This is a genomic window from Psychrobacter sp. TWP2-1-2, assembly GCF_049896785.1.
In the GTDB taxonomy this organism is placed as follows: Bacteria; Pseudomonadota; Gammaproteobacteria; order Pseudomonadales; family Moraxellaceae; genus Psychrobacter.
This window is the reverse complement of the sequence record NZ_JAFCVA010000009.1, coordinates 1-26783: the sequence shown is the minus strand read 5'-3', so window position 1 is coordinate 26783 and position 26783 is coordinate 1. Positions and strand designations below refer to the sequence as shown.

Annotated in this window: 21 protein-coding genes and 1 rRNA gene; 6 read left to right on the top strand and 16 right to left on the bottom strand. The window is 42.6% G+C overall.

The annotated features are described in order from the left end of the window. Positions 1-2: 2 nt before the first annotated feature. The 6 genes from ACP7AE_RS09660 to ACP7AE_RS09635 all read right to left on the bottom strand — a co-directional run bounded on the left by ACP7AE_RS09660 (position 3) and on the right by ACP7AE_RS09635 (position 8389). Positions 3-503 carry a flavin reductase gene (locus ACP7AE_RS09660; protein ID WP_045452339.1) on the bottom strand — a complete coding sequence of 167 codons (501 nt, stop codon included), beginning with the start codon at positions 501-503 and terminating at the stop codon, positions 3-5. Positions 504-639: 136 nt separating this feature from the next. Continuing rightward, entirely contained in the window at positions 640-1686 is a 1047-nt protein-coding gene (locus tag ACP7AE_RS09655) for a methionine synthase (protein WP_426242784.1), read from the bottom strand. 54 nt (positions 1687-1740) lie between these two features. Further along, on the bottom strand, positions 1741-2778 hold the full coding sequence (locus ACP7AE_RS09650) for a DUF1852 domain-containing protein (protein ID WP_426242782.1): 1038 nt from the start codon (positions 2776-2778) through the stop codon (positions 1741-1743). Positions 2779-3146: 368 nt separating this feature from the next. Then, the gene (locus ACP7AE_RS09645) at positions 3147-3761 is read right to left on the bottom strand and encodes a YceI family protein (protein ID WP_426242780.1); all 615 of its coding nucleotides are present in this window, start codon (positions 3759-3761) and stop codon (positions 3147-3149) included. 201 nt (positions 3762-3962) lie between these two features. Beyond that, entirely contained in the window at positions 3963-7064 is a 3102-nt protein-coding gene (locus ACP7AE_RS09640) for an efflux RND transporter permease subunit (protein WP_426242778.1), read from the bottom strand. Further along, positions 7061-8389 (bottom strand): efflux RND transporter periplasmic adaptor subunit, encoded by a 1329-nt coding sequence (locus ACP7AE_RS09635; protein WP_426242776.1) that lies wholly within the window; start codon positions 8387-8389, stop codon positions 7061-7063. The genes ACP7AE_RS09640 and ACP7AE_RS09635 overlap by 4 nt, the downstream gene beginning before the upstream one ends. Positions 8390-8876: 487 nt before the next feature. On the opposite strand from ACP7AE_RS09635, the gene ACP7AE_RS09630 reads away from it, so the two are divergent. Further along, a complete protein-coding gene (locus ACP7AE_RS09630; protein WP_426242774.1) occupies positions 8877-9005 on the top strand; it encodes a hypothetical protein in 129 nt (42 codons plus the stop codon). 128 nt (positions 9006-9133) lie between these two features. Here ACP7AE_RS09630 and recG read toward each other — a convergent pair whose 3' ends face one another. Beyond that, complete coding sequence (gene recG, locus ACP7AE_RS09625) at positions 9134-11500, bottom strand: ATP-dependent DNA helicase RecG (protein WP_426242773.1); 2367 nt, start codon at positions 11498-11500, stop codon at positions 9134-9136. A 272-nt stretch (positions 11501-11772) separates the two neighbouring features. Between recG and ACP7AE_RS09620 the strand changes: the two genes are divergently transcribed. Then, on the top strand, positions 11773-12789 hold the full coding sequence (locus ACP7AE_RS09620) for a patatin-like phospholipase family protein (protein ID WP_426242771.1): 1017 nt from the start codon (positions 11773-11775) through the stop codon (positions 12787-12789). Between the two features lie 150 nt (positions 12790-12939). Here ACP7AE_RS09620 and ACP7AE_RS09615 read toward each other — a convergent pair whose 3' ends face one another. Next, entirely contained in the window at positions 12940-13527 is a 588-nt protein-coding gene (locus ACP7AE_RS09615) for a hypothetical protein (RefSeq protein ID WP_055125406.1), read from the bottom strand. 531 nt (positions 13528-14058) lie between these two features. Between ACP7AE_RS09615 and argA the strand changes: the two genes are divergently transcribed. Beyond that, positions 14059-15381, top strand: a complete 1323-nt coding sequence (argA, locus tag ACP7AE_RS09610) for an amino-acid N-acetyltransferase (protein ID WP_426242769.1) — start codon at positions 14059-14061, stop codon at positions 15379-15381. A 99-nt stretch (positions 15382-15480) separates the two neighbouring features. On the opposite strand, the gene ACP7AE_RS09605 is transcribed toward argA, so the two are convergent. Next, positions 15481-16212 carry an FKBP-type peptidyl-prolyl cis-trans isomerase gene (locus ACP7AE_RS09605; protein WP_426242767.1) on the bottom strand — a complete coding sequence of 244 codons (732 nt, stop codon included), beginning with the start codon at positions 16210-16212 and terminating at the stop codon, positions 15481-15483. Between the two features lie 461 nt (positions 16213-16673). Between ACP7AE_RS09605 and ACP7AE_RS09600 the strand changes: the two genes are divergently transcribed. Then, complete coding sequence (locus tag ACP7AE_RS09600) at positions 16674-18386, top strand: mechanosensitive ion channel (protein WP_201540509.1); 1713 nt, start codon at positions 16674-16676, stop codon at positions 18384-18386. A gap of 114 nt (positions 18387-18500) precedes the next feature. On the opposite strand, the gene ACP7AE_RS09595 is transcribed toward ACP7AE_RS09600, so the two are convergent. Continuing rightward, positions 18501-19931 carry a hypothetical protein gene (locus ACP7AE_RS09595; RefSeq protein WP_426242765.1) on the bottom strand — a complete coding sequence of 477 codons (1431 nt, stop codon included), beginning with the start codon at positions 19929-19931 and terminating at the stop codon, positions 18501-18503. 305 nt (positions 19932-20236) lie between these two features. Between ACP7AE_RS09595 and ACP7AE_RS09590 the strand changes: the two genes are divergently transcribed. Further along, positions 20237-20905 carry an SDR family NAD(P)-dependent oxidoreductase gene (locus ACP7AE_RS09590; RefSeq protein WP_426242763.1) on the top strand — a complete coding sequence of 223 codons (669 nt, stop codon included), beginning with the start codon at positions 20237-20239 and terminating at the stop codon, positions 20903-20905. 119 nt (positions 20906-21024) lie between these two features. Here ACP7AE_RS09590 and ACP7AE_RS09585 read toward each other — a convergent pair whose 3' ends face one another. The 3 genes from ACP7AE_RS09585 to ACP7AE_RS09575 all read right to left on the bottom strand — a co-directional run bounded on the left by ACP7AE_RS09585 (position 21025) and on the right by ACP7AE_RS09575 (position 24514). Further along, positions 21025-21720, bottom strand: a complete 696-nt coding sequence (locus ACP7AE_RS09585) for a lysophospholipid acyltransferase family protein (protein WP_426242761.1) — start codon at positions 21718-21720, stop codon at positions 21025-21027. A 149-nt stretch (positions 21721-21869) separates the two neighbouring features. Further along, complete coding sequence (parE, locus tag ACP7AE_RS09580; protein ID WP_201540505.1) at positions 21870-23756, bottom strand: DNA topoisomerase IV subunit B; 1887 nt, start codon at positions 23754-23756, stop codon at positions 21870-21872. A 110-nt stretch (positions 23757-23866) separates the two neighbouring features. Further along, positions 23867-24514 (bottom strand): YqiA/YcfP family alpha/beta fold hydrolase, encoded by a 648-nt coding sequence (locus ACP7AE_RS09575; RefSeq protein WP_426242759.1) that lies wholly within the window; start codon positions 24512-24514, stop codon positions 23867-23869. 188 nt (positions 24515-24702) lie between these two features. Between ACP7AE_RS09575 and ACP7AE_RS09570 the strand changes: the two genes are divergently transcribed. After that, the gene (locus ACP7AE_RS09570; RefSeq protein ID WP_087816287.1) at positions 24703-24963 is read left to right on the top strand and encodes a DUF1289 domain-containing protein; all 261 of its coding nucleotides are present in this window, start codon (positions 24703-24705) and stop codon (positions 24961-24963) included. A gap of 182 nt (positions 24964-25145) precedes the next feature. Here the strand turns inward: ACP7AE_RS09570 and ACP7AE_RS09565 are convergent, their stop codons facing one another. The 3 genes from ACP7AE_RS09565 to rrf form a co-directional block, all read right to left on the bottom strand. Continuing rightward, on the bottom strand, positions 25146-26072 hold the full coding sequence (locus tag ACP7AE_RS09565; RefSeq protein ID WP_426242757.1) for a hypothetical protein: 927 nt from the start codon (positions 26070-26072) through the stop codon (positions 25146-25148). Beyond that, a complete protein-coding gene (locus ACP7AE_RS09560; protein ID WP_201540502.1) occupies positions 26062-26535 on the bottom strand; it encodes a GNAT family N-acetyltransferase in 474 nt (157 codons plus the stop codon). The genes ACP7AE_RS09565 and ACP7AE_RS09560 overlap by 11 nt, the downstream gene beginning before the upstream one ends. 142 nt (positions 26536-26677) lie before the next feature. Beyond that, positions 26678-26783: ribosomal RNA gene (gene rrf, locus ACP7AE_RS09555) — 5S ribosomal RNA — on the bottom strand; the annotation flags it as partial.

Below are 26783 nucleotides of genomic sequence, written 5' to 3'. Positions count from 1 at the left end.
ACTTAGGCGATTTCTGCTTGATCCACTTGACCAACCCGAGAATAAGCACGATTAAAATACACCAAACTCTCCTCTTGCTCACTTTGTCTAATGGCGACCACTCGGCACATGAAAACACTGTGCGTGCCCACTTGCTGAATGTCCTCAATCTCACAATCAAAACTGACCAATGCATCTTCTAAAACGGGAGCGCCTGTTTTGAGTTGTGACCAAGAGCCATATTCAAATCGCTCTTGTGAACTCAATTTGGAGGCAAAAGCGTTAGATATTGATTCGTGCTGTGCGCCTAAAACATTGACACTTAACGTTTTATTTTCAATAAAATGGGCATGTGAGCGAGATGTCTGATTCATGCAAACCAGCAATGTTGGCGGTGTATCGGTGACGCTACACACCGCAGATGCGGTAAATCCATGAGTACCAGCGCTACCTTCTGTGGTAATGACATTGACCGCTGTTGTTAACAAAGACATACCATCTCTAAAATCGGTGGCTTCAATCATGACTTAACTCCTAAATTTTAAATCTTTAAGTTCATTGATAACTGAGGTCACTCATGAGTTTAAACAAGCTAGTATAGACGGGGTTAAAAACCCAACCTATAAAAGCTAAATCTTGCATCAGTTTAGTCAATGAACCCTAAGCGGTCAGTTCTTGACGCACGATTGCTGCGCCTGCACTTAACGCTTGCAGCTTACCTCGTGCCACTTGGCGCGATAGCGGTGCCATGCCGCAGTTAGTAGAAGGATACAGTTTATCCGCATCAACGAATTGCAAGGCTTTACGTAGTGTATTGGCCACTTCTTCAGGGGTTTCAATGGTATTGGTTGCCACATCAATGGCACCAATCATCACTTTTTTACCGCGAATGAGTTCTATCAAATCCATCGGTACATGTGAGTTTTGACACTCTAAAGAGACAATATCAATATTCGACTGTTGCAACTTAGGGAATGCTTGCTCATATTGACGCCACTCTGAACCCAGTGTCTTTTTCCAATCGGTATTGGCTTTGATGCCATAGCCGTAGCAGATATGCACCGCCGTTTCACACTTTAAACCTTCAATAGCACGCTCTAACGTAGCGATACCCCAGTCGTTGACGTCATCAAAGAACACATTAAATGCAGGCTCATCGAATTGGATAATATCCACCCCAGCCGCTTCTAATTCTCTGGCTTCTTGATTTAAGATTTTAGCAAATTCCCACGCCAATTTTTCACGGCTTTTATAATGACCATCATACAAGGTATCAATCATGGTCATCGGACCAGGCAGTGCCCATTTGATCGGCTGATCGGTTTGCGCACGTAAAAACTTAGCATCTTCAACGAATACTGGCTTTTGACGGCTTACCGCGCCCACGACTGACGGCACACTGGCATCATAACGATTACGAATGCGCACGGTCTCGCGCTTCTCAAAATCGACGCCATCCAGATGTTCAATAAAGGTGGTCACAAAATGCTGACGAGTTTGCTCGCCATCACTGACAATATAAATGCCTGCATGCACTTGTTCTTGCAATGTCAAACGTAGCGCGTCTTGTTTGGCTTCAAGCAGTTGCTCACCTTCTAATGCCCATGGTGACCAGATTTTTTCAGGTTCTGCAAGCCAAGAAGGTTTCGGTAAACTGCCTGCGGTAGACGTCGGTAGTAATTTTGGTGTCGGTAATAATATTGTCATACGATTCATCTTCTTATTAATTTGTATTCTACTTTTCGGCTACATTTATATTGGCTATGCCGCGGCTTTTTTAACGGCTTCTTTTTGAGCAATGCTGCTTGTCACATCATAGCTTGCTGCCCACTCATTGAGAATGGTTTGGTATGGCTTGATGAACTGCTCTTCGGTGAACTTACCTTGTGTCACTGCCATCTGACTACGCTCTGCGCGATCATAGACGATTTGCGTTAGGGAGTAATCTTGGTACTTCAAACTCGGTTGATACACTTGACCCGCTGCCGAATTGGCATTATAAATCTCAGGTCGGTAGATTTTTTGAAAAGTCTCCATGGTACTAATCGCACTGATCAGCTCAAGATCGGTATAATCGCTCAGCAAGTCACCCGCAAAATAAAACGCTAATGGCGCGGCGCTACCCGTAGGCATAAAGTAGCGAACAGTTAGGCCCATTTTGGAAAAGTACTCATCGGTTAGTGATCCTTTGTTCAAAGAACAGCCATCTTGTTTGTATTCAACGCCCAATACAGGGTGCTGATTGGTCGTACGTTGATAGGTTTTACTGGTGGAAACACTCAAGCAAATCACAGGCTTCTTGGTGAAATTAGCTTGGTAAGCTTCTGAATTCAATAAATACTGAAACAGTTTGCCATGTAAGTCACCGAAATCTACTGGTGGCGCAGATGATGGATGTTTATCGAAATGGTCTAATAAGACGACGCTAAAGTCATAATCGCGCACATAAGATGAAAAACTATTACCAATCATACCGTCAATACGGGTGTTTTCTTTATGATCCACAATCGTTGTTTGCAGCATCTCGATGATAGGAAAAGTATCGCCATTTCCTGCAACATCCATGTCGACAGAAATAATATCAACCTCAACAGAATAACGATCTGCGGTGGGATTATCCCAATGTGCCAAGGCATTAAAACGATTATTGATCATTCTTAATGTTTTGCTTAAGTTCTCTTGACGATGCTCGCCACGCGCCAAATTCGCAAAGTTCGTCGTCAGACGCGTGCTATTTGCAGGATGATAGTTTTCATCAAAACGAATGCGCTTAATTGCACAACTAAATTCTTTACTCATGATAATCCGCTACCCTAATCTACTCTCATTATTTGAGATAAAACCAAATTTTTGTATGAGGTGAATCATACCTAAACTATTACATGAATAAAAACGATACTATTTAAATATAAGATGAATATAATTCATGTTAATGGGTTATGGTATGACATGAGATTGGATAGCAGAGACTTTATGACTTACTCGATAGGATAATTGAGCAAAAAATAAGCATGTAGAAAAATGAGCTACGCTAAGGAAAGCATAAAGAAAATTTCGATAAACTAACGAATCTAAGGGTTCTCTCATTAAAAAAGCCGAAACTTCTTTTCTAAGTCTCAGCCTTTTTGTTAAACGTATAAATAGAAAATTGCTTTCTATTGATTGTGTTAGCGCTTTGCAGCTTCTATCTGAATGTTCAGCTGAACTTTTTCGGTGATACCCAATAGCGTATATTTGCTGATGCCCCATTTCGTTCGATCAATGGTCGTTGTGAAATCCCCACCGCAAACTGGTTTTTTTAATATTGGATTTAGGTAGCAATTGAACTTGGTAGCCGTCAGCGTAATGGGATTAGTCTTGCCATGTAGTGTCAACATACCATCAACCTTGCTGACATTTGAGCCACTACCATCAGTCGTAAAATACCATTTGGTAGACTCAAATTGCGCCAGTGGAAACTGCTCAATATCAAAAAAATCTGCGCTTTTTAGTGTGATATCAAATGCTGTATTGCCTGTATTTAGGCTATTCAGAGGAATTACTAACGAGATATTACCGGTCTTAGCCGCTGGATCATAATCTAGCTGCCCAGTGATATTATAAAAGCCACCTGTGTTGGTAGAGGTATTAAAATGGTCAATAGCAAAGCGTACATTGGTATGGGTGGGGTCGATATCGTAAGTCCTCGCCTGACTGCTGGCGATACCCAACATGCTTATGCTTAAGGCTAGTAGCGGCTTTCGAGAGGACAGTATGACTGTCGAGAGGGATATTTGATTCATAGTAACACTCCTTTGCTGGATAAATGATAGAGCAATCACATCCTTTGTGACTGTGCTCTTGTAATTGTGCTCTTATAATTACTCTCTTATATAATGACAACAAGCCCATACTTAATCAATAAGTATGGGCTTGTCTATTTTAGACATAGCATTCTCACTGCTAACGCTATGTCATAGGTATGATCAAATAAATCCGTTAAATCATACTTTACCATTTGTCGTTGTTTGCTCTTTGCCACTAGGTACGAGCCATTTAGCAAACCATCCTGACAAATCATCCATCAAAGTATAAACCACTGGAATCACCACAAGGCTTAATAACGTCGAAGTCACCAGACCACCCAATACCGCAGCGGCCATCGGACGACGGAAGGTTGGATCGGCATCACCCCAACCGAAGACTAAGGGCAACATCCCCGCGCCCATCGCAATGGTGGTCATAATAATAGGACGCGCCCGCTTGCGGCAAGCATCGATAATAGCCTCAAAACGCGCCAAACCTCGACGCTGTGCAATCAGTGCATAATCGACCAATAAGATAGAATTTTTGGTAGCAATACCCATTAGCATAATAAAGCCGATCATCGATGGCATAGAAAGACTGCTATTGGTAATAACCAAGCCCACAAAAGCGCCGCCTATCGATAAAGGCAATGCCATCAAAATGGTAAAAGGCTGCAATATACGCCCAAACAATAAAATAAGCACGCCTAAAATACAGACCACACCGACCGACATCGCAATCACAAAACCGCTGAATAGCTCAGCCATGTTTTCTGCTTGACCTTGGTCAATAATGGTAATAGAAGGCGGTAGTTGTTGCATGGCGGGTACTGATTTAACCGCTTGTACCAAGTCTCCAAGCTCGCCACTCGCAGGTTGCACCGTGATACTGATGGCGCGTTCCCGATCGAGCCTGCTAATCTGCGCCGGCCCAGTGCCAAAGTCTAATGACGCGACTTCACCCACACGTACACCCTGTCCTGCTGGTAACGAGCTCGGTAAATATAGACCTTCTAATTGACTGACATTTTGTTTGGCAACATCTGGTAGACGAATGACGATAGGAATCTGCCGCGTATCCAAATTGAGCTTGGATAAACGCTGCTCATAGTCACCCACCGTCGCCACTCGTAACGTCGTAGCGATGTCTTGCGTGGTCACCCCTTTATCCGCCATCGCCAGTCTGTCTGGCGTCACCGTTAACTCTTGACGCGGTAAACTGCGGTCACTGGTCACGGAGCCAGCACTGGGCAGCCCTCGAATCTCTGACATGATTTGCTGAGCGGTTTGTTCAAGCAATTGCGGATTGGTACTGGTCATAGAGAAGTTGTAACCACTCTCTCCACCACTCGACAAACCGACGGTAAAGCGCGCACCTGGCACTTCTGCCAACAAACTACTTATTTGACGTTCAATCTCTTGCTTAGAGCCGCGCTCTGCACGTGGTGCTAGCACGATGTCTAGACCTGCTATATTTTCGGCTTTGCCACCACTAGAGTTTGAGTCCATGCTAGCCTGAGCCTCACCGACTGAGGTAAAAATATTGGTGACTTCAGGCATTGCTAAAATACGCTCACTTGCCAGCGCAGCAACGCGCTCTGTGTCTTCCAGCGCAACGTCAGGTGTCAACTCAATCGCCACACGAGTTTGGTCAATGTCATTATCAGGAATAAACGATGTTGGTAGTAATTTGACAAGCATCAGTGACGCCACGAATAACACTAAAGTTGCACCCATCGTCAGCCAGCGATGATGCAGTGTCCATGCCACTATTTTGAGATACCAACCCATCAGCGCACTTTGTTTCTCAACGTGTTTTTTCTCTGGTCGCAATATATACGCTGCCATCATCGGTGTGATAAGACGTGCGACCATCAAAGACGCAAAAATCGATAATGCAGCTGTCCAGCCAAACTGACGGAAAAACTGTCCAACGATACCGCCCATAAAGGCGGTGGGTAAAAACACAGCAATCAAAGTAAAGGTGGTCGCGACTACCGCCAAGCCAATCTCGTCAGCCGCTTCCATCGCTGCTTCATACGGTGTCTTGCCCATGCGTAAATGCCGTATGATATTTTCGACCTCGACGATCGCATCATCAACCAATACACCGATCACTAACGACAATGCCAACAAAGATATAATATTGAGGCTAAAGCCAAATAAGTACATACCTAAAAAGGTGGGAATCACTGATAATGGCAAGGCGACAGCAGCAACTATAGTCGCCCGAATATTGCGCAAAAATAAGAATACGACGACAACTGCTAACAGACCACCTTCGATCAGCATCCGTAAAGAAGCTTGATAATCTTCAGCAATGGGCGTTGCCCGATCATAGACCTTTTCAATAGTGATATTACCTACATCGGCTGACAGCTTGGCAAGCTCTGCATCAACCAGCTCCATGACCTCGACTTCACTGGCACCACGCGAGCGGGTGATGTTAAATGCCACCACCGTTTGCCCGTCAAGCTTAGCAATAGAGCTTGGGTCAGCCGCGCCATCTGTGATTTGTGCCATACGTCCAAGCGCTTGTGTGCCGCCTGCTGGGATTGCCACTTGTAAATCATTGAGCTCACTTGCCCGCTCCACCGCACCAAGGACACGAATCGTCTGGGTGGTTTTGCCCACTTCTGCTTCACCACCAGAGCTGTCCTGCTGAATACCCGTGATTTGATTGGATAGTTGTGTGATAGAGAGCTTAAGACCACTCAAGGTAATCGGGTCAGCTGCGACGGTAATCTCACGCTGCAAACCACCAATACGGCTAACCGTACTGACACCCGGTATGTCAGAAAGACGCTTGGTGACTGTATCATCGACGAACCAAGACAAGTCTTCCACATTCATGTTTTCAGAAGCCACAGAATAAGTGACAACGGGGAATCCTGCGGTTGAAACTTTAGTAATAATAGGGTCATTAGCAGCGGCAGGCAAATCGCCGCGTACCTCGCCTACTGCCGAGCGCACATCATCGACCGCTTCTTGAATATCCTTTTCTAACACAAACTCTGTGACCATGGTGGCAGCACCCGTTTGTAACGTGGTGCGAATATGCTTGATACCTTCAATACTCGTAAGCTTGTTTTCTATCTTTTTTGCGATGTCGTTTTCGAGCTGTGATGGCGCGGCACCCGGTAAAGTCACCGTGACCACGACTGCAGGTAAGTCAATATCAGGAAACTGCTGCACCTTCATTTTCATAAAGCCATAAATACCGCCTAACGTCAGTAGTATAAATAGCAAAATGGCAACTAAAGGATTTTTTATCGAGTAAGCAGAAACATTTAAACTCATGGTTGTGCCTGCGCTGCTGTACTCGTTTGGCTAACACCATCAACGATACGCACCAAATCTCCATCATTTAAAAAGCTGCCGCCTTGTTTGACAATTTGACTGTCACTAGGCAATGGCTCTAGCACTGCCACATTTTCGCCAAGTCGCTCGCCCAATGTCACTCGTTGTTGCTTGATACGACCCATAGTCTGACCATCTTGAGTGGTCACACTGGTTACTAGCATCACATAATCATAGCCATCGTTGCTGACGATAGCGCTATTGGGCACCGTTTGCGTACTGGCACTGCCTAACAGGAACTCACCCGTTTGATACATACCTGCCCGTACTTTTGCATTGGCTGCCAAGCTCGCATAGATGGTAATCTGCCGGTTGTTGTCCGCCGTTGGTGCTATGCGGCTCACTTTCCCCATTACCGTATCACCATCTGGTAAGCTCACCCGTACTGGCGTCCCGACACTGACTTCACCGACAAGCTTGGGATCAATATCTGCACGCCATTCCAAAATACCACCTTTAATGATAGTAAATAATGGCTCGCCACCAGCAACCATACCGACCTCCGCCATTTTCTCGCTGATGACACCGCTGACTGGTGCGACCACTGTTGCATTATCTACACTCAAGCGCTGAGTGCTCAGACGCGCTTTGGAGGCTTGTAGCGCAGCCTGTGCTTGAAGCTTTGCAGTGCGATAGCGATCGGCTTCTTGTTTGCTAATCGCATCAATATCAAGCAGTGGCAATACACGGGCAGCATCAGCGCTGGCATTGGCAAGCGTCGCTTCTGCTTCGGCAACATCTGCCTCTGCTTGCAAGACTTGCTGCTCCATAGCATCGGTGTCAAATATCGCCAATACTTGACCCGCTTTGACGCGATCACCTTCTTCAACCACTATACTCTCGATAGCCACGCCATTGACTTTAGCACTGACATTCGCCGTATCTTTGGCATCAATGGTGCCATCAGCACTGAGTGTGTTACCAATATCATCTTGGCTTGGGCTGACCGTTTCTACTGATAATACCGCCTGCTCAGTGCTCGTAGCGCTTGCAGTGGCACCATCACTTGAAGTACGACTAGAAGCTGGTGATTCATCGGTCGCGGCTTTATCACTACCGTCCCAATACTTTCCAAGTAGCACACCAATGATAAGCACGGCTGCCAATACGGGTAACAACCATAATGGTAGTTTTGAAGCGGTTTTTTTAGACAAATTATCAGACTGGCGATACGGTGGTAGCTCAGATGGTTGAGGTGGCTCAATGTTGGTTTCTTGCTCGCTAGTCGGTGCTTGCTTATTATTAGGGTGTTCAAAATCACTCATAGTCGGTCTCTATAAATAAGCACGGTACTAACGCCGTAAAAAGTATAAGGGAAACAAAATGATACAGGCAGAGCTTATCAAAATAGTCTTTTATCATTGTAGACTATCTCGTCATTGGGTCAATTATGTTAAGTATCTACATAGTCAATTGTTGATAGTAATCAAGATATAATAATCAAGACGTAGTAAGACATTGAACTTAATAAAGATTATTAGTAGCAAAGATTATAAAGTGAACGATAAGTAAAGACAAAAAACAGCGTATTTCCAGTTCATTGCATAAGTCTTCTTCACACAAAACCCCTTTCTTAAAACTTATTCCGCCAATGAAAAAATATATTGTCATATTGAATGAATTAAGATGCGCCCATTATAGTTGGAACCATCACTCGTAAAAATTAATGATACATACGCCCTACAGTTTAGACTTGTATTTATGGGGTAATTTGTCATTATTAAGATAACTCTACTAATAAAGGAATCCATCATGGCTAATAAATCAGACGTAAAGAAGCTTAAACAAGAAATTAAAGATACCAAAGCAAAAATTAAGCAGAAAAAGAAAGACCTCAAAGATCTTAAGAAGTCATTGAAAAAGTCGAAAAGAGCCAAATAGCTTTTTTTCCAGATGATGGCTTTACGTCAAAAAACAGAAGAGGATAGCGTTGGCTGTCCTCTTTTTTGCTATTAATTTAGCCATTTTCAGCCCATTTAGAGGATAATCGATTGAATTGAGAACACCCCTTAGGCATTGGTATAACGACTCGCTTCAGGCATCCAGCGGTGAATCAGTTGGCTGACATCTGCCTTGCGCGTAGGATCTGCAATTAAATGTTTTGCTAAACGCTGAGCAATGGCAAACAGCTGCTCGTCACGTATCAGATCAGCCAAATAATAACCGACGTTACCCGTTTGACGTTTGCCCAATAACTCACCGGGACCACGCAGTTCCAAATCTTTTTGGGCAATGACAAAACCATCAGTGCTATCACGCAGGACATTTAAGCGCTCTGTACCTGTTTCTGATAATGGCTTTTGGTATAACAGTACGCAATAGCTTTTGGTTGAGCCACGCCCGACTCGCCCGCGCAGCTGATGTAATTGCGATAGACCTAATCGTTCGGCATTTTCAATGACCATTAACGACGCATTAGGGACATCGACGCCGACTTCAATGACTGTTGTGGCAATCAGTAAGTCGAGCTGACCTGCTTTGAATGCCTGCATAATGGCTTGTTTGTCAACGGATTTCATCTTGCCATGGACAAGACCAATGCGAATATTCAAGCGCTCATTTAAATCCTCATAAGTGGCTTCAGCGGCTTGCGCATCCAGCACACTAGACGCTTCGACCAACGAGCAAACCCAGTATGCTTGCCTACCCGCTTCACAATTAATCGCAATCCGCTCAATGACTTCATCGCGTCGATTACGGTCAATGGTCACCGTAGTAATTGGCGTACGCCCCGGTGGCAATTCATCGATAATCGAGGTATCCATATCACCATAAACGCTCATCGCGAGCGTGCGCGGAATCGGGGTGGCAGTCATAATAAGCTGATGCGGTGTGCTATTCGCCACACCTTTATTGGTCAGTGCCATACGCTGCTCAACACCAAAGCGATGTTGTTCATCGATAATAACTAAGCCCAATTTGGCAAACTGCACCTGCTCTTGAAACAGTGCATGAGTACCGACGACCACTTGCACCGTGTTTTCTGCGACTGCTTCCAATGCTTCGCGGCGCTGCTTCGCCGTTTGTTTCCCAGCAAGCCAGCCAACACCGATACCTAACGGTTCAAACCATTGTTTGAAATTGACCAAATGCTGCTCTGCTAAAATTTCTGTGGGTGCCATAACCGCCACTTGCCAGCCACTATCAAGCGCATAACCCGCCGCACCCGCTGCGACCAGAGTCTTGCCCGCGCCAACATCGCCCTGCACCAACCGCAACATCGGGATGGACGTTGCCATATCAGCCGTAATATCTTTCATGACTCGTTGCTGGGCACCCGTTAAATCAAACGGCAATGCGGCAAATAGCTTATCGGCAAGCGGGCTGTTGATAGTACATTTGGGCGCTTTATTCTGATGCAGTTGCTGACGACGATATAACAAGCTGAGTTGATGGGCGGTTAATTCTTCAATAATTAAACGCTGGCATGCTGCATGAGTACGGGCACTTAACTGGGTGAGTAGCTGGTATTGTCGTCCTGCGTCGGTATAAGTCGGCGGCGTATGCAGTAATACTAAGGCCTCAAATATCGTCAGATTATAAACGTTGTTATTAACTGTGCTATTAGCGACTGTATGGATATCACTGTTTGTATTATTATTGGCATCATAGACATTGGCTTTATTGACACTACTAACGCTATGACCAGTCGTATTATCTGGCACACTACGCGCCAGTGTCGAGAATATATCTTCTGGATACTCTGCCTCTGTTACTACTGTCTTCGTCGGTTCAAAAGGCGCTAATGGCAAGTCAGCCACGACTGCAAAGTCTATAGGAGTAAACAGCGTCATCGGCAAGCCTTCACTACGAACCGTCTGTAATGCCAGCTTAATTAAGGTACGCAGCTTATTCTGGTGCAAACCTTTAACACTTGGATAAATAGGCTGCAAACCGGTATTTACTACCGTCTCATTACTACTGATAACTTGATATTCAGGATGGTGGATTTGCTTACCATAACGACTCACTTTCACTTCGCCAAATAATTGCAGCTGCGCCCCTAAGCTCATGGTTTGTGCAAGACCACGATAAACCTTAAAAAACCGTAGCGATATGGTGCCCGTATCATCATCTACCACGACCGTCATACCGCTGCGCTTGGTATCGACGTGCACCACACACCCAGTAATTAACGCAGACTGCCCGTGCCCCACCTCTGCTATAGAAAGCCGTCGGCTACGATCTTCATAATCACGTGGCAGATGCAGCAATAAATCAAATATTCGTTTAATATTCAATTGTGCCAACTGTTCTGCGACTTTTAATCCCACACCCGCCAGTGCCGTCACTGGCATATCTAGCGCTGAGAGTGGCAGCTCAGACCTTATATGGTCTGTTGGGCTGGATAAAAAAGCGTTCACCGATACTGACATCAAAGATCCTAACGATATTATTTTTAGTTTTCATATACTCATTCAAGTATTTTCAATATACCGTAGATGATGACAGTTTTTATAAAACAGCTGTCATTAACAGGACACATCAAAACACCGACTCATTTCATTATAGCTGACAATACAATTGCTTATGCTCAGCTATTTAGTAATACTGCGTCAAAAAGCCTGAAAGTCAAACGGCTCATTTGTATCATATCAATAACTGATGTTTTATTTTCCGTATTATCGTCATTTTATAAGGTGTTTTTATGTTCGCTCCTGCCCAGTACCGACAACCTCTTCATAGTCTAAGAGTGCGACATAGTATGAGAGTGCTATGCACCAGCTTAATTGCCGTACTCGGATTATCTATCAGCGCTTGTAGCGCTCTAACGCCAGCGCAGCCGTTACCTGAAGCAGCTGAAATAGTGCAACCTAACATTGCGTTAGTATTGGGCGGCGGTGGTGCCAAAGGCTTCGCCCATGTTGGAGTGATTAAAGCACTAGAAGCAAATGGTATCAAACCCACGCTCATCGTTGGCACTAGCGTCGGCAGCTTGGTTGGTGGCTTATATGCCAGCGGTTACACACCAGTACATCTTGAGCAACTGGCACTGACCACTACAGATAGCGAATTGACAGATTTTGTCTTATCCAATCAAGGTGTCATCGAGGGTATCAAACTCAAGAACTTTATCAACGATAAAGTCGATGGACGAGTAATAGAGGATTTCCCTATCCGCTTTGCAGCAGTCGCGGCGGAGAAGCATACTTTGAAAAAAGCCATTTTTACCACTGGTGATGCGGGGCTTGCCGTTCAAGCGTCCTGTAGCGTACCGAATATTTTTATTGCGCCGCGTATTCCCGAAAAGGTCGGTAAAAAATATATCGACGGTGGCGTGGTCAGCCTAGTACCTGTCGATAGCGCTCATGACTTGGGTGCTGATATTGTTATTGCCGTTGATGTGACAGATACTGGTATTAACAATATTAGCGGTGTCTCTACACTTGATAAAAAATTAAACCTCAACGGATTAAGTAGTTTTTGGGGATTTTTGGAGAGTAATGTTGTAGCCCCGCCAAGCGCCAATCGTGCCTCATCGATGCAGCGTGAACGAGATCGTGCTGATGTGCTGATTACGCCTGCGGTCAGTCATATCAGCTCAATAGATACCAGCCAGCGCCGTGCTCTCATAGCTGCAGGCTCGCAAGCCACTACCGCACAGATGGCTGCCATCAAGCAATTAATCAAAGAAAAATCTAGCCGAAAATACGCGACGCTTTAAGCGCCTTGCAACGGCGTACCAAAATTTCTTGTTAACAACCCATAAAAAAGCACCACAGCAACGAGCCGTGATACTTTTTGTGATTAAACGAATATTAAGTCAGTATTAAATAAATCACACTGATAAAATACTTAATATTAAATGACTGGCTTATTTCACACGTGCACGGTATTTAACCACTACGGTGTCATTAAGACCAACACCCTCTAAATCCCAGCGTACCGCTTTATAATACTTTAATGGAATTTCTTGCAGTTGGTTATCCACTTTTCCACGTAATGGCATACGGGCAAAAGTATTGCCGTCCGCACTGCCGTATGGAAACTCAGGTGATACTGTACGCAGTAACTCTACCTGCTCAGGGATACTCATAGTCACGGTCATTTTACGGACGCGATCTGCATTGGTATTGGTGAAATAACCTTGGTACTCCAAGACATTACCTGATTGCAGGCGCGTACTAGCATTCACCGGAGCCAAAACCTCTTGACCGTTTGCATCAACGCTAATTAATGACGCGGTAATTTTACTATTGACGGCCTGTGCACTCGAGTTACTGCTTTTAGTAGCATTGGTCTGTACAGCTGCCGAACTATCAACGGCTTGTTCTGGCGTCGGTAGCATTGCCGAGGCTTGCGTCACTACCATCGCACCGATGAGCGTACCAGCCACAACGTGGAATAAGCGATGTCCGCTCCAAGCACTAAATGGGCTAGCAAATTGGTTACTTTTTTTCATGGTTTTCATTATCCCTGGTTAATATGTCGGTAAAACGCAGCTGGTAAAAATTGAATGACTTTTGGTGTATATTGAATCGTTTACAGGCAGCACAATTTAGACGGAACATACCCACTTATAAGAAACATGCTATAAGAAACATAACTCACTATAAATGGTCGACTGTTATAGTACTGGCAGACCTAGTATCGCTGCTGATTGTAGTGACAGCTAATGGCAAGCGCTGCATACGTCTATGCTGCTGGTGTCTATCTTGTCATAGCTGGTAATCTTAGCGTATAAAGTTCTTATTTTTATTGATTATCTTCGTTCATCGCCTGTAAAGCAATAGCGTTTAGCATAGCAAAAAGTGTTTGTACGTACACTAACCCCGTGTTGAGGTTGTGTATATCGTCGATCAGTAATAAAAATTGATTGATACTACTGAAATAAAAGATAGCTCATAACGGCGTTTTTTGCTATGGTAATTCTTTAGCGATAGGCATTTTTTGCTACGCCCCTTTTCTTATTCTCACTACTATTGCCCTTATTATGACTACTAGCGCCATGCCCCAAATCAACCCTGAATACGTCCATTGGTTCCGTAACTCTGCCCCCTACATCAATACCCATCGCGGCAAAACGTTCGTGATTATGTTTGGTGGTGAGGCGGTCAATCATCCAAATTTCAGCACCCTTATTCATGATTTTGCTTTATTACATAGCTTAGGTATCAAGCTGGTATTGGTACATGGAGCGCGACCGCAAATCGAAAAGAACTTAAAAGATGCTGCAATTACCTCCCCACTGCATCAAGACATTCGAATTACACCGCGCGTGGCGATGCCTGCTATTTTACAAGCGGTAGGCGCTATTCGCCTACAACTCGAAGCGCAGCTGTCGATGGGACTGGCCAATTCACCTATGTATGGTTCACGCATCGATGCCATTTCAGGCAATTTTGTGACCGCACGTCCTTACGGTATTCGTGATGGTATCGACTATCAAATGACTGGCGAAGTGCGCTCTATCGATGTTGAAGCCATCAAAAATAACCTGCTACATGACCATATTGTGATTTTAGGCTCAATGGGTTATTCAGCAACTGGTGAAGTCTTTAATTTGCTAGCTGAAGACGTGGCGCTCAGTGCAGCCGTGGCACTGGGTGCTGATAAGCTTATCTTCTTGGGTGAAGAAGCAGGCATCAATGACGATGATCGCTTACTAAGAGAGATGATTCCTAATGAAGTCGATCGCTTCTTACGTGATCGTGATTTAAATTGCGAGATCAATTATTTCTTAAATTGCGCCAGTTTGGCTTGCCGCCAAGGCGTCCATCGCACCCATATTATCTCGTACGCCAAAGATGGTGCCTTATTAGAAGAGTTATTCACTCGTGATGGCTCTGGCACTCTTATCAGCCACGACCCTTACGAAGAGATTCGTCGTGCCAATATTGACGATGTGGTCGGACTGATTGAGCTATTATCACCGCTAGAAGAGCAAGGCATATTAGTCAGCCGCTCACGCGAACGCTTAGAGCAAGAGATTGATAATTACAGTGTCATCGAGCGCGATGGTATGATTTTGGGCTGCGCAGCGCTATATCCATTGGATACAGAATCAGCAGAAGTTGCCTGTGTCGCCGTACATCCCGATTATCGTAGCGGTAGTCGCGGTGCAGACTTACTGGCATTTTTAGAGCAACAAGCGCGCAGTCATGGTCTGCACAAGTTGTTTGTGTTGACAACACGGACGGCACATTGGTTCGTCGAGCAAGGCTTTGCCGAAGTCGAGGCCAGCGCGTTACCTGCATCGCGTCAAGAAAAATACCATAATGGTCGTAATTCTAAAGTCTTTCAAAAAACTCTTTAGATGCTCAATCTCTAGTCATAAAAAAGCCCTCATAATATTATGAGGGCTTTTTTATGATTTTATTTTTTAACACTGGTTCACTAGGGTGTGTACTAAGTATTATTTTACTTTTAATAGCTCAACCGTAAAGATAAGCGTGCTGTTAGGCTCGATACCTGCGTTACCCGCTTCACCATAAGCAATATCTGATGGGATATAAAATTCGTATTTACCGCCCTCTTTCATCAGCTGTAGACCTTCTGTCCAGCCAGCGATGACTTGGTTCAACGGGAACTCAATTGGCTCACCGCGCTCATAAGAGCTATCAAATACTGTGCCATCGATTAACTTACCTTCGTAGTTCACTTCAACCACGTCAGTCGCTTTTGGTGATTTACCCGTACCTGCGGTGATGACTTTGTACTGTAAGCCAGAAGCCGTTTCTTTGACGCCTTCTTTTTTAGCGTTTTCTGCTAAGAATGCAGCGCCTTTAGTTTTGTTTTCTCCAGCTTTTGTTTCCATGTCTTTAACGAACTTTTCTTCTTGCTCTTTTTGATAAGTCGTCAACACTTCCTGCATTTGTTCTTGAGTCAATGCTGATTCGTTGCCTTCATAACCATCACGGAAGCCTTTTTCAAAGGTATCAAGATTCAGGTCACCGACCGCTTCTTTGTTACCTTCAGCCATCATGAAGCCTAAGCTATAACCTACTTTTTCATTTGCTGAGCTTTGCTCGGTGATTGAAATGCTTTTAGCAGCTGTCTCTTGGTTACCGTTATTTGTGCTACAGCCTGTTACCAACAACATAGCACTAGCAAGTGCACCAACGCTTAAAGTAGTGATTTTTTTCATAAAGTACTCTCAAATTGTAAGGATAGTGGCGAGATGTCACATGTTCCTATAATAACAAATCTTAGTTTTAGGAACCATGTTTGCCGTCAAATTATCGGGCGAATGTACAGTCTATGTTAATATTTCTCATCATAATAACAAGTTATCACACAAATACAGTAACACGTTAAGCTTTCTATCTTTAAATCCACTAATACATCAGCTAAGCTAAATGAGTTAAGGTGATAAGTAACCGAGTGTACGTCTTTATCATGGATGATTAACATTGGCAGTAAGGTAATCAACACGAGGGAAACCAACGTTTTTTGATAAGGTTACCTACTCAAAAATTATAATATCACCGCATAACTTACTTTAAAAATACTATTAATTATAACCATCTATGTATTGGTTTCGCTCAACAATAGCTGTACTGATGATATTGTTGAGTGGCTTTCGTATGATGATTAAAGGAGGATAAGATGAATCCAATGTACACATCTTTTAACGGTTATCTTGGTGGGCCGATCGGCTCTATTATTGGTGCTATTTTAATATTTATTATTGGTTGGCTGGTGGCACTGGGTATCGCAGCACTGGTTCGTAATGTATTATCTAGAGTCAATCTGAACCAACGCATGAACTCTTCAACGGGTAAGACCTACGATTTAGAAGGTATTATCTCAAAGATTGTATTTTGGTTCATCTTTATCATCGCGATTTCTGGGGCGCTGAATCAATTGAATTTGAACTCAATCTCGACACCGTTTGCAAATATGGTCAATCAAGTCTTAGCCTTTATCCCTAATCTTATCGGCGCTATCGCGGTGGGTATTATTGGTTGGGTCTTGGCTACCGTTGCACGCACAGCTATCAACGCGGCATTGGCGAAAACGTCAATGGATGAGCGTTTGAGTGCTCAGGCAGGTGTAAAACCGATGAGTAGCACGATTGCCGATATGGTTTATTGGTTCATCTTGTTGGTTGTTTTGACGATGGTATTGGGTAAATTAGAACTCGATGGTTTATTTGCTCCATTGACGAATATGGTTGATAAAATCTTTAGCTTTATCCCTAACATCCTCATTGCAGGTGTTGTCTTTGTCGTCGGTTATATCATTGCCAAAGTGGTACGCGGCATTGTGACCAATCTTGTGTCTACTTTTAATGTTCAAGAATTGGCTACAAAAGCAGGTTTAAGCGAAAAAAACAGCTTGCCTAATATCGCTGGTTCATTGGCATTTTTAGTAGTGATCATTCCAACTATTATTGCTGCATTAAACGCATTAAAAATTGAAGTGATTGCTCGTCCTGCGACAAATATGCTGAACAAAATCATGGAAGCACTGCCAAATATCTTTATGGCGGTTGCGATTTTAGTCGTGACTTTCTATGTGGTACGTATGGTTGCCAATATCATCAAAGGTTTGATCGAAAACACTGAGATTAATCAATTGCCTGCGAAAGTTGGCTTACAAGAAACGATGGGCGATAAGAGAGTCTCTGATCTTGTTGGTTATGCGATTATCTTCTTTGCGATGTTATTTGCCTCAATTGCCGCCGCTGACTTACTAGGTTTTGAGCCTATCTCAGCCATTATCGCCATGTTTATTGCGTTTGGTGCCAATATTATCTTGGGCGCAATTATCCTATTTATTGGCTTCTGGCTTGCCAATATCATTGCAGGTGTCGTTGAGCGTTCTGAGCAAGGCTCACAATTCCTAGCAAACATCGTCCGTGTACTAATCATGGGTTTAGTACTTGCCATGGGTCTAAAAGCGATGGGTATTGCTGACTCTATCGTTAACCTAGCCTTTGGTCTAACACTAGGTGCCGTAGCGGTAGCCTTTGCCCTTTCATTTGGTCTTGGTGGTCAAGAAGCCGCTGCACGTTTCCTACGTAAAATGCAGGATAAAATGGACAAAGAACGTGAAGAAGCTAAAGCGAAATCTGCTCTTCATACTAGCTCAAGTACACAAGAAAAAGTTGCTGACTCAGTTCGAGAGAACACTCCTGCTGCTTCAGGTACAATGACTAGTGACTTCCCTACTAGCACTGGCGATACCAACAATCTTAGTACGGGTCATGTAGATATCACTCATGTTGAAACAAGTGATGACGATATCGACACTGGTTCAAATCTAGCGCCCAGTAATAAAGGCTTTACTGATATTGATGATAACGACTTAAAATAAGTCATCGTTAACGATATATTTTGAATAAAAAAGACAGCCTAGGCTGTCTTTTTTTATGGCGTCAACTTAGTTTCTATGAAAGACTCGCTACAAAACATCGCTGCAAAATCATACTCAGGACTTTGTCTTCCGTGCAGGTATATTCAAATTTAATTGCATTCGCATTGACTCATTTTTACTTGCTGATAAGTTACTTGCTGATAAATTATTTGCCGTTTGCTTTTTATGCTGTTGGTTTAAGCGCTGTAGTTGCTTGGTCAGCTGCCGCTCACGCTGGGTCATCGGATCAACGGGTTGAATCCATAAATCGATATCAATAAAGGTATCATTAGACTCTTCAATAAAATCAATGCCCAATACAATCACATGATGCAGCTCGGCTATTGGCAGGCGGCTCGCAACATCCTGTGCAATCCTTGCTAAGTTTGGCTGAATAGCCTGTTTACTGTGCTGGCTCTCAACATCTTGCCCATAAAATATTAATACATAATGCCGTCCCAAGCTCTCATAAGAGTGCTGATGGACGACATAACCTTCTTTTTGCAGACCATGTGCTTGTTTAGGATGTCTATATATTGTTCGAACCAGCTCATGGCGCGAAAATAAAGACTCGTCCAATAGCTGCTGTTGCCAATAACAGCGTTTTATTCCTAGTGTCTCTTTATCAGCATTGCCTAGTACTTCTTCATCGAGCATCTCTATCATTTGGATGCTTAGCTGCGACCACAGAACTGCCGCTTGCGCCATATGCTGATGATACATGTGCGCAGTCGTGCTTTTGTTTTTGTAGGCAAGTGTCATAGCGACTAATGCAGGATTGGGCTCATCTTGCACTTCATATTTGATGAGTGCATTATCTAATGCGATAGCGTCCGTAAATAAAGTTGGGCTATGTAAAAACTGAGTGACTAGACCTGCTTCTGATTCAAAGCTAGCGACATGATTACTGGCTGAATACTGTAATTGCCCTAAACGATAATGCAAAAACCGCCATAACTCGCATGGTGCTTGTAGGCTTGCTAATATCGCCTGCCAGTCATGCCAGCTAAAAACTTGTAGCTGCTGCATACTGTCGCTCATATCCACCACCAAATCTTCCATAAAATAGCGGACTCCAAAACCATGAGTGAGCCTTTTTAGGGGTTGTCGTTGCTGGTTATTTATCTTAATTTTATTGATTTCTTGAGCTTTATCGGTGCGCTGAATATCAAAAACTAAAACATTATGGCTCATGTTGTCGTTATTTTTATGCTGAGTAAGATATGTCTTGTGCCATATGAGCGTGGCCTTTACTACCGCCATACGCGCAGCTTTAATATCGACCAGACTACTTTTAGCAGGCAAATACAATATGAGCTCAAGTAATGATAGGTTACCCAGTGGCAATTGATAGTGATATTGCTGAGCACGGTAACACGCGTCATATTTATGCTCAAGATGCTGCATATTGGTCAAAGCAATATCTACAGCATCTTTCTGCAAATAGCAGGTCAACTCATTAACAAGACAGTCATTATCAGATAGGGTAATAGATGAGTCAGACACAGTGTTAACCTTTTATTATCGAATGGACGCGTTGTATGGTAAGTTGCTATTGATGAGCATAACACTAGAGCATGTTGAATATTCGCAAATGTTTTTGCTATAACGACAGGCTACCAACGAAAAACTTAACAAAATAAGCCTTATTAAATGCAGTCGCTTTCAGGGCAATGAGTTGTTATGATAATAGCAAAGTAGCATGATTTGCAGTCAAACTTATCGCTTATGGGCTGCCTTTGATTACATTTTTTAGAGACATTTATTAAAATTATTTAATGACCATCATATAATAAAAAGGATTGAACATTATGAAGCGCTTTAAAGAAAAAACTGTCATTATAACAGGTGCAGATTCTGATATTGGTCGTGCAACGGCGCTTAGATTTGCACAAGAAGGGGCGAATTGTATAATCGTTGGTATTAATAACGATATTTTAGAATACATCTACGAGGATCTGCCACAGGATCATACATGGATCAATACAGGTAATCACCTTACCGTAACCAGTGATATTAATGATCTGACCCAAACGGCAAGATTAATAGAGCATGTACGCGATAAATATAAACATATTGATGTGATGGTCAATATAGATACTGCGGTCGGCATTCATCAGTCAGTTATTCCAGAACTGATAAAAACACAAGGCAATATCGTTAATGTATCAACGCTAACGGAGATATCAGCAGACTGGAATATAGAGACCTATAAAGCTAGGCAAAGGGATTTGACTGATGTTACAAAGAAGCTGGCATTAGAGAATATACCAAATAATGTACGTATTAATGCCGTATCTGCTGGATTGGTGGCAACAGACATCAGCCCAAATCCATTTATTACCCATTCTCCACTAGGGAAGACAGCGACACCGTTTGATGTAACCGCCGCTGTGATGTTTTTAGCCAGTGATGACGCTGCCATCATTACTGGTATGAATTTACCTGTCGATGGCGGGGTGAGTACGTTCAACAGCTAACTCAATGCTTAGTTTTTTAGCCATTCTTAAAATTCATCCTCACAAACAAAAGACCCCCTGACATTAATCAGTCAGGGGGTCTTAATATAATATAGATACTCATAACTCATTTAAAAACTTTATTCAGCTGAATTATTGATATCTTGTAATGGTTGAGATAAGCGCTCGGGATGTCTTGGTATAACCCCTTTATACTGAGCATAAATTTTTGGTAAATCTGCTTCGATATCACCACTAGGATAAACCAACGACATAAAGCGTATTTCTTTGGTTTTGTAATCCATCGCTACTGGCAAAATAGGTACACCAGCGCCCACTGCTAAATAATAGAAGCCTGATTTCCAAGTTTCAGTATATTGACGAGTACCTTCTGGTGCTAAACCCAAAAATAGTGGCTTACCTGTTTTGAACTTATCAATACTGGCCTGTAATACTGAGCCTTTATCACTACGATCAATGGGAATCACCCCTATCCAGTTTAATAACTGAGCAAATACGGGCACTTTAAATAACGTATGCTTACCCATAATACTGATTTTCAAATCTAGGGCAAATAAACTAGGTATTGCATAAACCCCATCAATATTCGAAGTATGCGGCAGCGCTAAAACCACGGCTTGTGAAATATTTGGAATCTCTCCAACCGTACTCCAACCCGCAGCTTTTAGCATAGCTGAGGCAATCACTGGCGCAATTTTATTACCGCGTTTCGGGACTAAACTACCCAGCTGCTTTCTACTAAGCTTGGGCAATATTTTAGAGTTTATAGACTGAGAAGCAGCAGCTTTTGAGCGATTAAACAACTTTGATGTCATGACGGCACCACATAATAAAAGATACCTACATAATAACATTAAGCTTATACAACTAAATTGAATTTTATAGGCTTTTATTGCTTGCTAGCTTACCGGTTTATAAACTTATATAAATATATAGCTATTGACGGACATATCCATCAAGCCCATTAGGATATGTCAGCCAAATTGCCTTTATTCTCAAGCCAAACCTTACGATCAGCAGCCCGTTTTTTAGCCAACAGCATATCCATCACGCTATTAGTCAACACCATGTCATCCATATCTAGCTGAACTAAACGCCGAGTATCACGGTTCATGGTCGTCTCACGTAACTGCTCTGCACTCATTTCACCCAAGCCTTTAAAACGTGTAATCTGCGCTTTTTTATTGCCCGGCACATTGGACAAAATGTGCTGAAGCTCAGGCTCATCTAACGCATAATGCACCTCTTTACCCACGTCTACTCGATATAACGGTGGCATGGCGACAAATAAATGACCCGCATCCACCAAGGCAGGAAAATGCTTAACAAATAGGGCGCAGATGAGCGTGGCGATATGCAGACCATCAGAATCCGCATCCGCTAAGATACATACCTTATCATAACGCAGCTCAGACAAATCATCAGATGCCGGATCGACACCGATAGCAATGGCGATATCATGAATCTCTTGGCTCGATAACACCGTATCTGATGACACCTCCCACGTATTTAAAATCTTACCACGCAGCGGTAATATCGCCTGATAATGACGGTCACGTGCTTGCTTGGCGCTACCACCCGCAGAATCACCTTCCACCAAAAACAGCTCAGCACCATCACGCAAATCACCGCGACAATCTGCCAACTTACCCGGCAACGCAGGACCTTGCGTGATTTTCTTACGGGCGACTTTTTTGGCAGACTTGAGACGACGTCCAGCTTTATTAATCGCCAGCTCTGCGATTTGAGTACCCATATCGGCATGCTGGTTTAACCACAGACTAAAAGCATCTTTTGCCAATGTCTGTACTGCCCCAGCAGCTTCGCGGCTAGATAAGCGCTCTTTGGTCTGTCCAGAAAATTGCGGCTCAGAAAACTTGAGTGATAGGATGTAGTTCACTCCATCCCAGACATCTTCTGCCGTTAGCTTGACACTCCGTGGCAGCAAATTATGAATATCGCAAAACTCACGCAATGCCTCTAAGATACCCGTTCGCAGACCATTAACATGCGTACCACCTTGAGCAGTAGGGATCAGGTTTACATAGCTTTCTTGAATTGGCGTGCCACCATCAGGCAACCAAGACAAGGCAAAGGTAATAGCAGCACGTTCGCCCGCTTTTGCATCGTAATTGTAATAGAACGGTGCTTCAGGTAAGGTTTCTAAACCATCCAACTGTTCGCTTAGATATTCGACCACTCCGTCAGTAAACTGCCAAACCACCTTTTCATTATTAATATCATCGACAAATTCAATCGTCAGCCCAGCAGCCAATACCGCTTTGGCTTTTAGATTGTGCTTGAGCTGCTTGACATTAAATTTAGGCGTATCAAAAAAGCGACCATCTGCCCAAAAATGCACTCTGGTACCACGTTTGCGTTTGTTTGAGCTGATTGCTTCAGTGAGCGGCGTAACTGGTGCGCCATTTTCAAACGCCATATCAAACTGTGTACTATCACGCCATACGGTGACTTCAACACGCGTTGATAGCGCATTGACGACAGAGATACCTACACCATGCAGACCGCCTGACACTTCATAATTAGAAGTCGAAAACTTCCCACCGGCATGCAAACGAGTTAAAATCAGCTCAATACCCGATTGATTAAATTCAGGATGAATATCAGTCGGCATACCGCGTCCATCATCTTCGACAGACAACGAGCCATCACTATGCAGTTGCACCTTTATGGTTTTCGCATAACCCGCCAACGCTTCATCAACTGAGTTATCAATGACCTCTTGCGCCAGATGGTTTGGGCGGGTGGTGTCAGTATACATACCTGGACGACGACGTACTGGCTCAAGCCCTTCTAAAACTTCTAACGATTGCGCATTATATTGACTCACAAATGCATCCTTAACGATTCATGTCTGATTAATTCTATTCAACCATTATAACCAAAAATAGCGACGTTAAGGTTAATAGTCCATCGCTCACGTCATATAATGTCGCCTGTTTAGACCCTTACTAAATCTTTTAGCATATTTATCACCATCGGCAACTGCTCACCAAAGTCACTAAACCGATGATCGCCACCCGCTTGTAAAATAACCGTACTTCCTTGCTCTTGATAAAAGGCTTTAGACAATTCAGGATTTAATAACTCATCGCCTTCTTTGATAAATACAGCAATTTTTTTAGGATAATGAATTTCTGATAACTGATGATCTGCAAACCATTGCAAATCCGCAGAAGTAATATCCCAACCGCCAGTGGTCGTATAGAGAATTTGATTCTTTGGCAATTCATCTTCGCCTTGACCTTCATTACTATCGTTATTTAACAGTAAGTCATGAGCAAAGCGCTGTAATGTCACATGTGGCTGAGTACTGGGATTTAATAGTAAAGCCGCACAGCCTGTATGATTGCTCACCAAAGTAGAAAAATAGCCACCCAATGAGCTGCCAACGAATACAACTTTTGAGTCGCTGTCCCATTCCTCAACTAGACTTATCAGTTTATCGAACACGTCTTGTGGCGATTTATTCAAATCGGGACGCAATACATTGATATCAGGATGATGATGCTGGCAGTATTTTTCTAATAGCATTCCCTTGGTAGAGTTCGCATCACTGTCCAATCCATGGATATAAATCAAGTTCACGTATCATCTCACTTATTAATTTTGTTATGATTATCTTATATAGGCTAGTGACGCTAAGCATAGCACCCGCTAAACAAAAATAATAACAATGAAACGGCACACCATTAGTCAGTATTTGCGACATAATAATATTGTCATAATAGTTTTATGCAAGTCAAAGGAATGACGATAATAGCAATGGAGTCGCCATGAACCAACAGTTTGAGCTGTTTGAGATTGCCAATCCGTGTATTGGTCTTTGCCAAAGCAATAAAAAAGGCTATTGCTTTGGTTGCCTGCGCAGTCGAACGGAGCGCCAGCGATGGCATGATATGACAACAGAGCAACGCCGTGAAGTTTTAAGGCTGGTTTCTGGACGTAAACTGCGTATAGAGCAGATGAGACAGCGTAAGGGCGAGCAGTTAGGATTTGATTTTGAAGAAGATGTTGAGGTTGGGGAGTTGTTTTGAGAGATATAGATTAAGTGTAAAGATAATAACTATCTTATGCTTTTAGGCTGAAGCATTTAACCTTAAAGTGTTCAAAGAAATTTTTTTTAATGGATTTTCAGAAGATTAGATCTCTTGTTCAAAATTTAAGTTGAGAAAGACCCTATAGGCTATTACAATTTCTTCTAACTGCTCCGTTATATTCAAACATCCAAAGATTCCGCAAGCTCTTTAAGTATTTTTTCTGATGATTCAACCATGGTTTCACTCACTATTGGTTCTGCCCCATGTATTATTGTATTTCGTAAGGTAATAAGACTCTTTATTTCCTCAAACAAACCTCTATCTATTTTTTCAGCTCGTAGAATAAATTCAGCAAGACGCACATTAGATATTCTTCTTCGTGATGTATTTAAATTACCTTCCAATTCAGATTGGTATGCTTGTCCGTATTTTTGAATTATATTTTCAAGCTCATTATAGTTTTTCAAAAAAGTCTCTAAACTACCTTGCTGTTCTTTATCATCAATAGGGTCAACTTGACGCTGAATGAGTTTACTTTCTTTTTGTATTCTCTGAGGGGAAATAACGTCAAATATAAAATACGCGATTACACATAGATTGATGACAAAGAATGACTGCCCAACATTTATTATTATTGTAATAAATATTAAATTTGAGCTACTTTGAGCCGAAATTGCAATATTTGATAAAAATAAAGTAGCGATTGAAATAAATGTTAGAAAAGTTAGAATTTTGAAATATCTATTTTTTAGACTTTCAACAGCATCTGTAAGAGTGTTATCTTCGAACTCCTCTCTACTTAGTTCATTCCTAAAAAATATGAAGCCAGTAAGAGTTAAGCCATAAATACTAGCTAAAACTTGAGCGGAATTAGAAAAAAGATAAAGAATTTCATTTTCATTTAAACTTAGTAAAGGGGCTTTAATTCCAATGATAGTTAATACTAGCGAAAATAATAAAAGCAATACTATAGATAAAAGTATTATATTCATTGTGGATAAAAATGAACTTTTGTAATTAAAAATATAACACTGCTGCCAAACGGAGGTTGGAGATGAAGCATCAATCGAGCAGACACCACTCTGATCAACGTTATTAGAGTTCATAAATCATTCCACGGTAGCCTTCTTCACTAGTTTCGACATGCGCAAACCCATTCTTAAGTAATAACTGATACATTTTTTCTGATTCAGGTGAACATCTAGCAAATAGCATCAAATTCAGTCCTTTAAATTTATCAAGAACTCCTTGAACCATTTTCTTTCCATATCCCTTCTTCTGAAAATCTTTATGAATTGCGACCATCCACAGTTCATTCCCTTTATTTTTTTCACCAGCAGACATCAACACAAAACCAATAGGTTGACCCTTATGCTCATATATAATCCTACTCGCTTTTAAACCATTGGGACGAATTCTACTTTCTAAAATCAGTGAAATCTCTAATCGAAGCCCATGTGCTGCAGCAGGAAGTTGTTGAAATTTTCGATTAAAGAACCCCTGTTTTGCTCCATTCATAATTAGATCGTAAATGAAATCCAAATCACCAATATTTGCATCACGATGCATTATTAATCCTCATAATTTACCATTCTGATTAATTTAGCATCAATATCACGTATCAACAATATAAATTAAAATATTCTTAAAAACACCAGCTAAAAGAAAACCCCCTCCGCGAAAGCGGAGGGGGTTTTACTTTAGAATAGAGAGCTGACGATGACCTACTCTCACATGGACGAATCCACACTACCATTGGCGCAATGATGTTTCACTTCTGAGTTCGGGAAGGGATCAGGTGGTGCCATCATGCTATT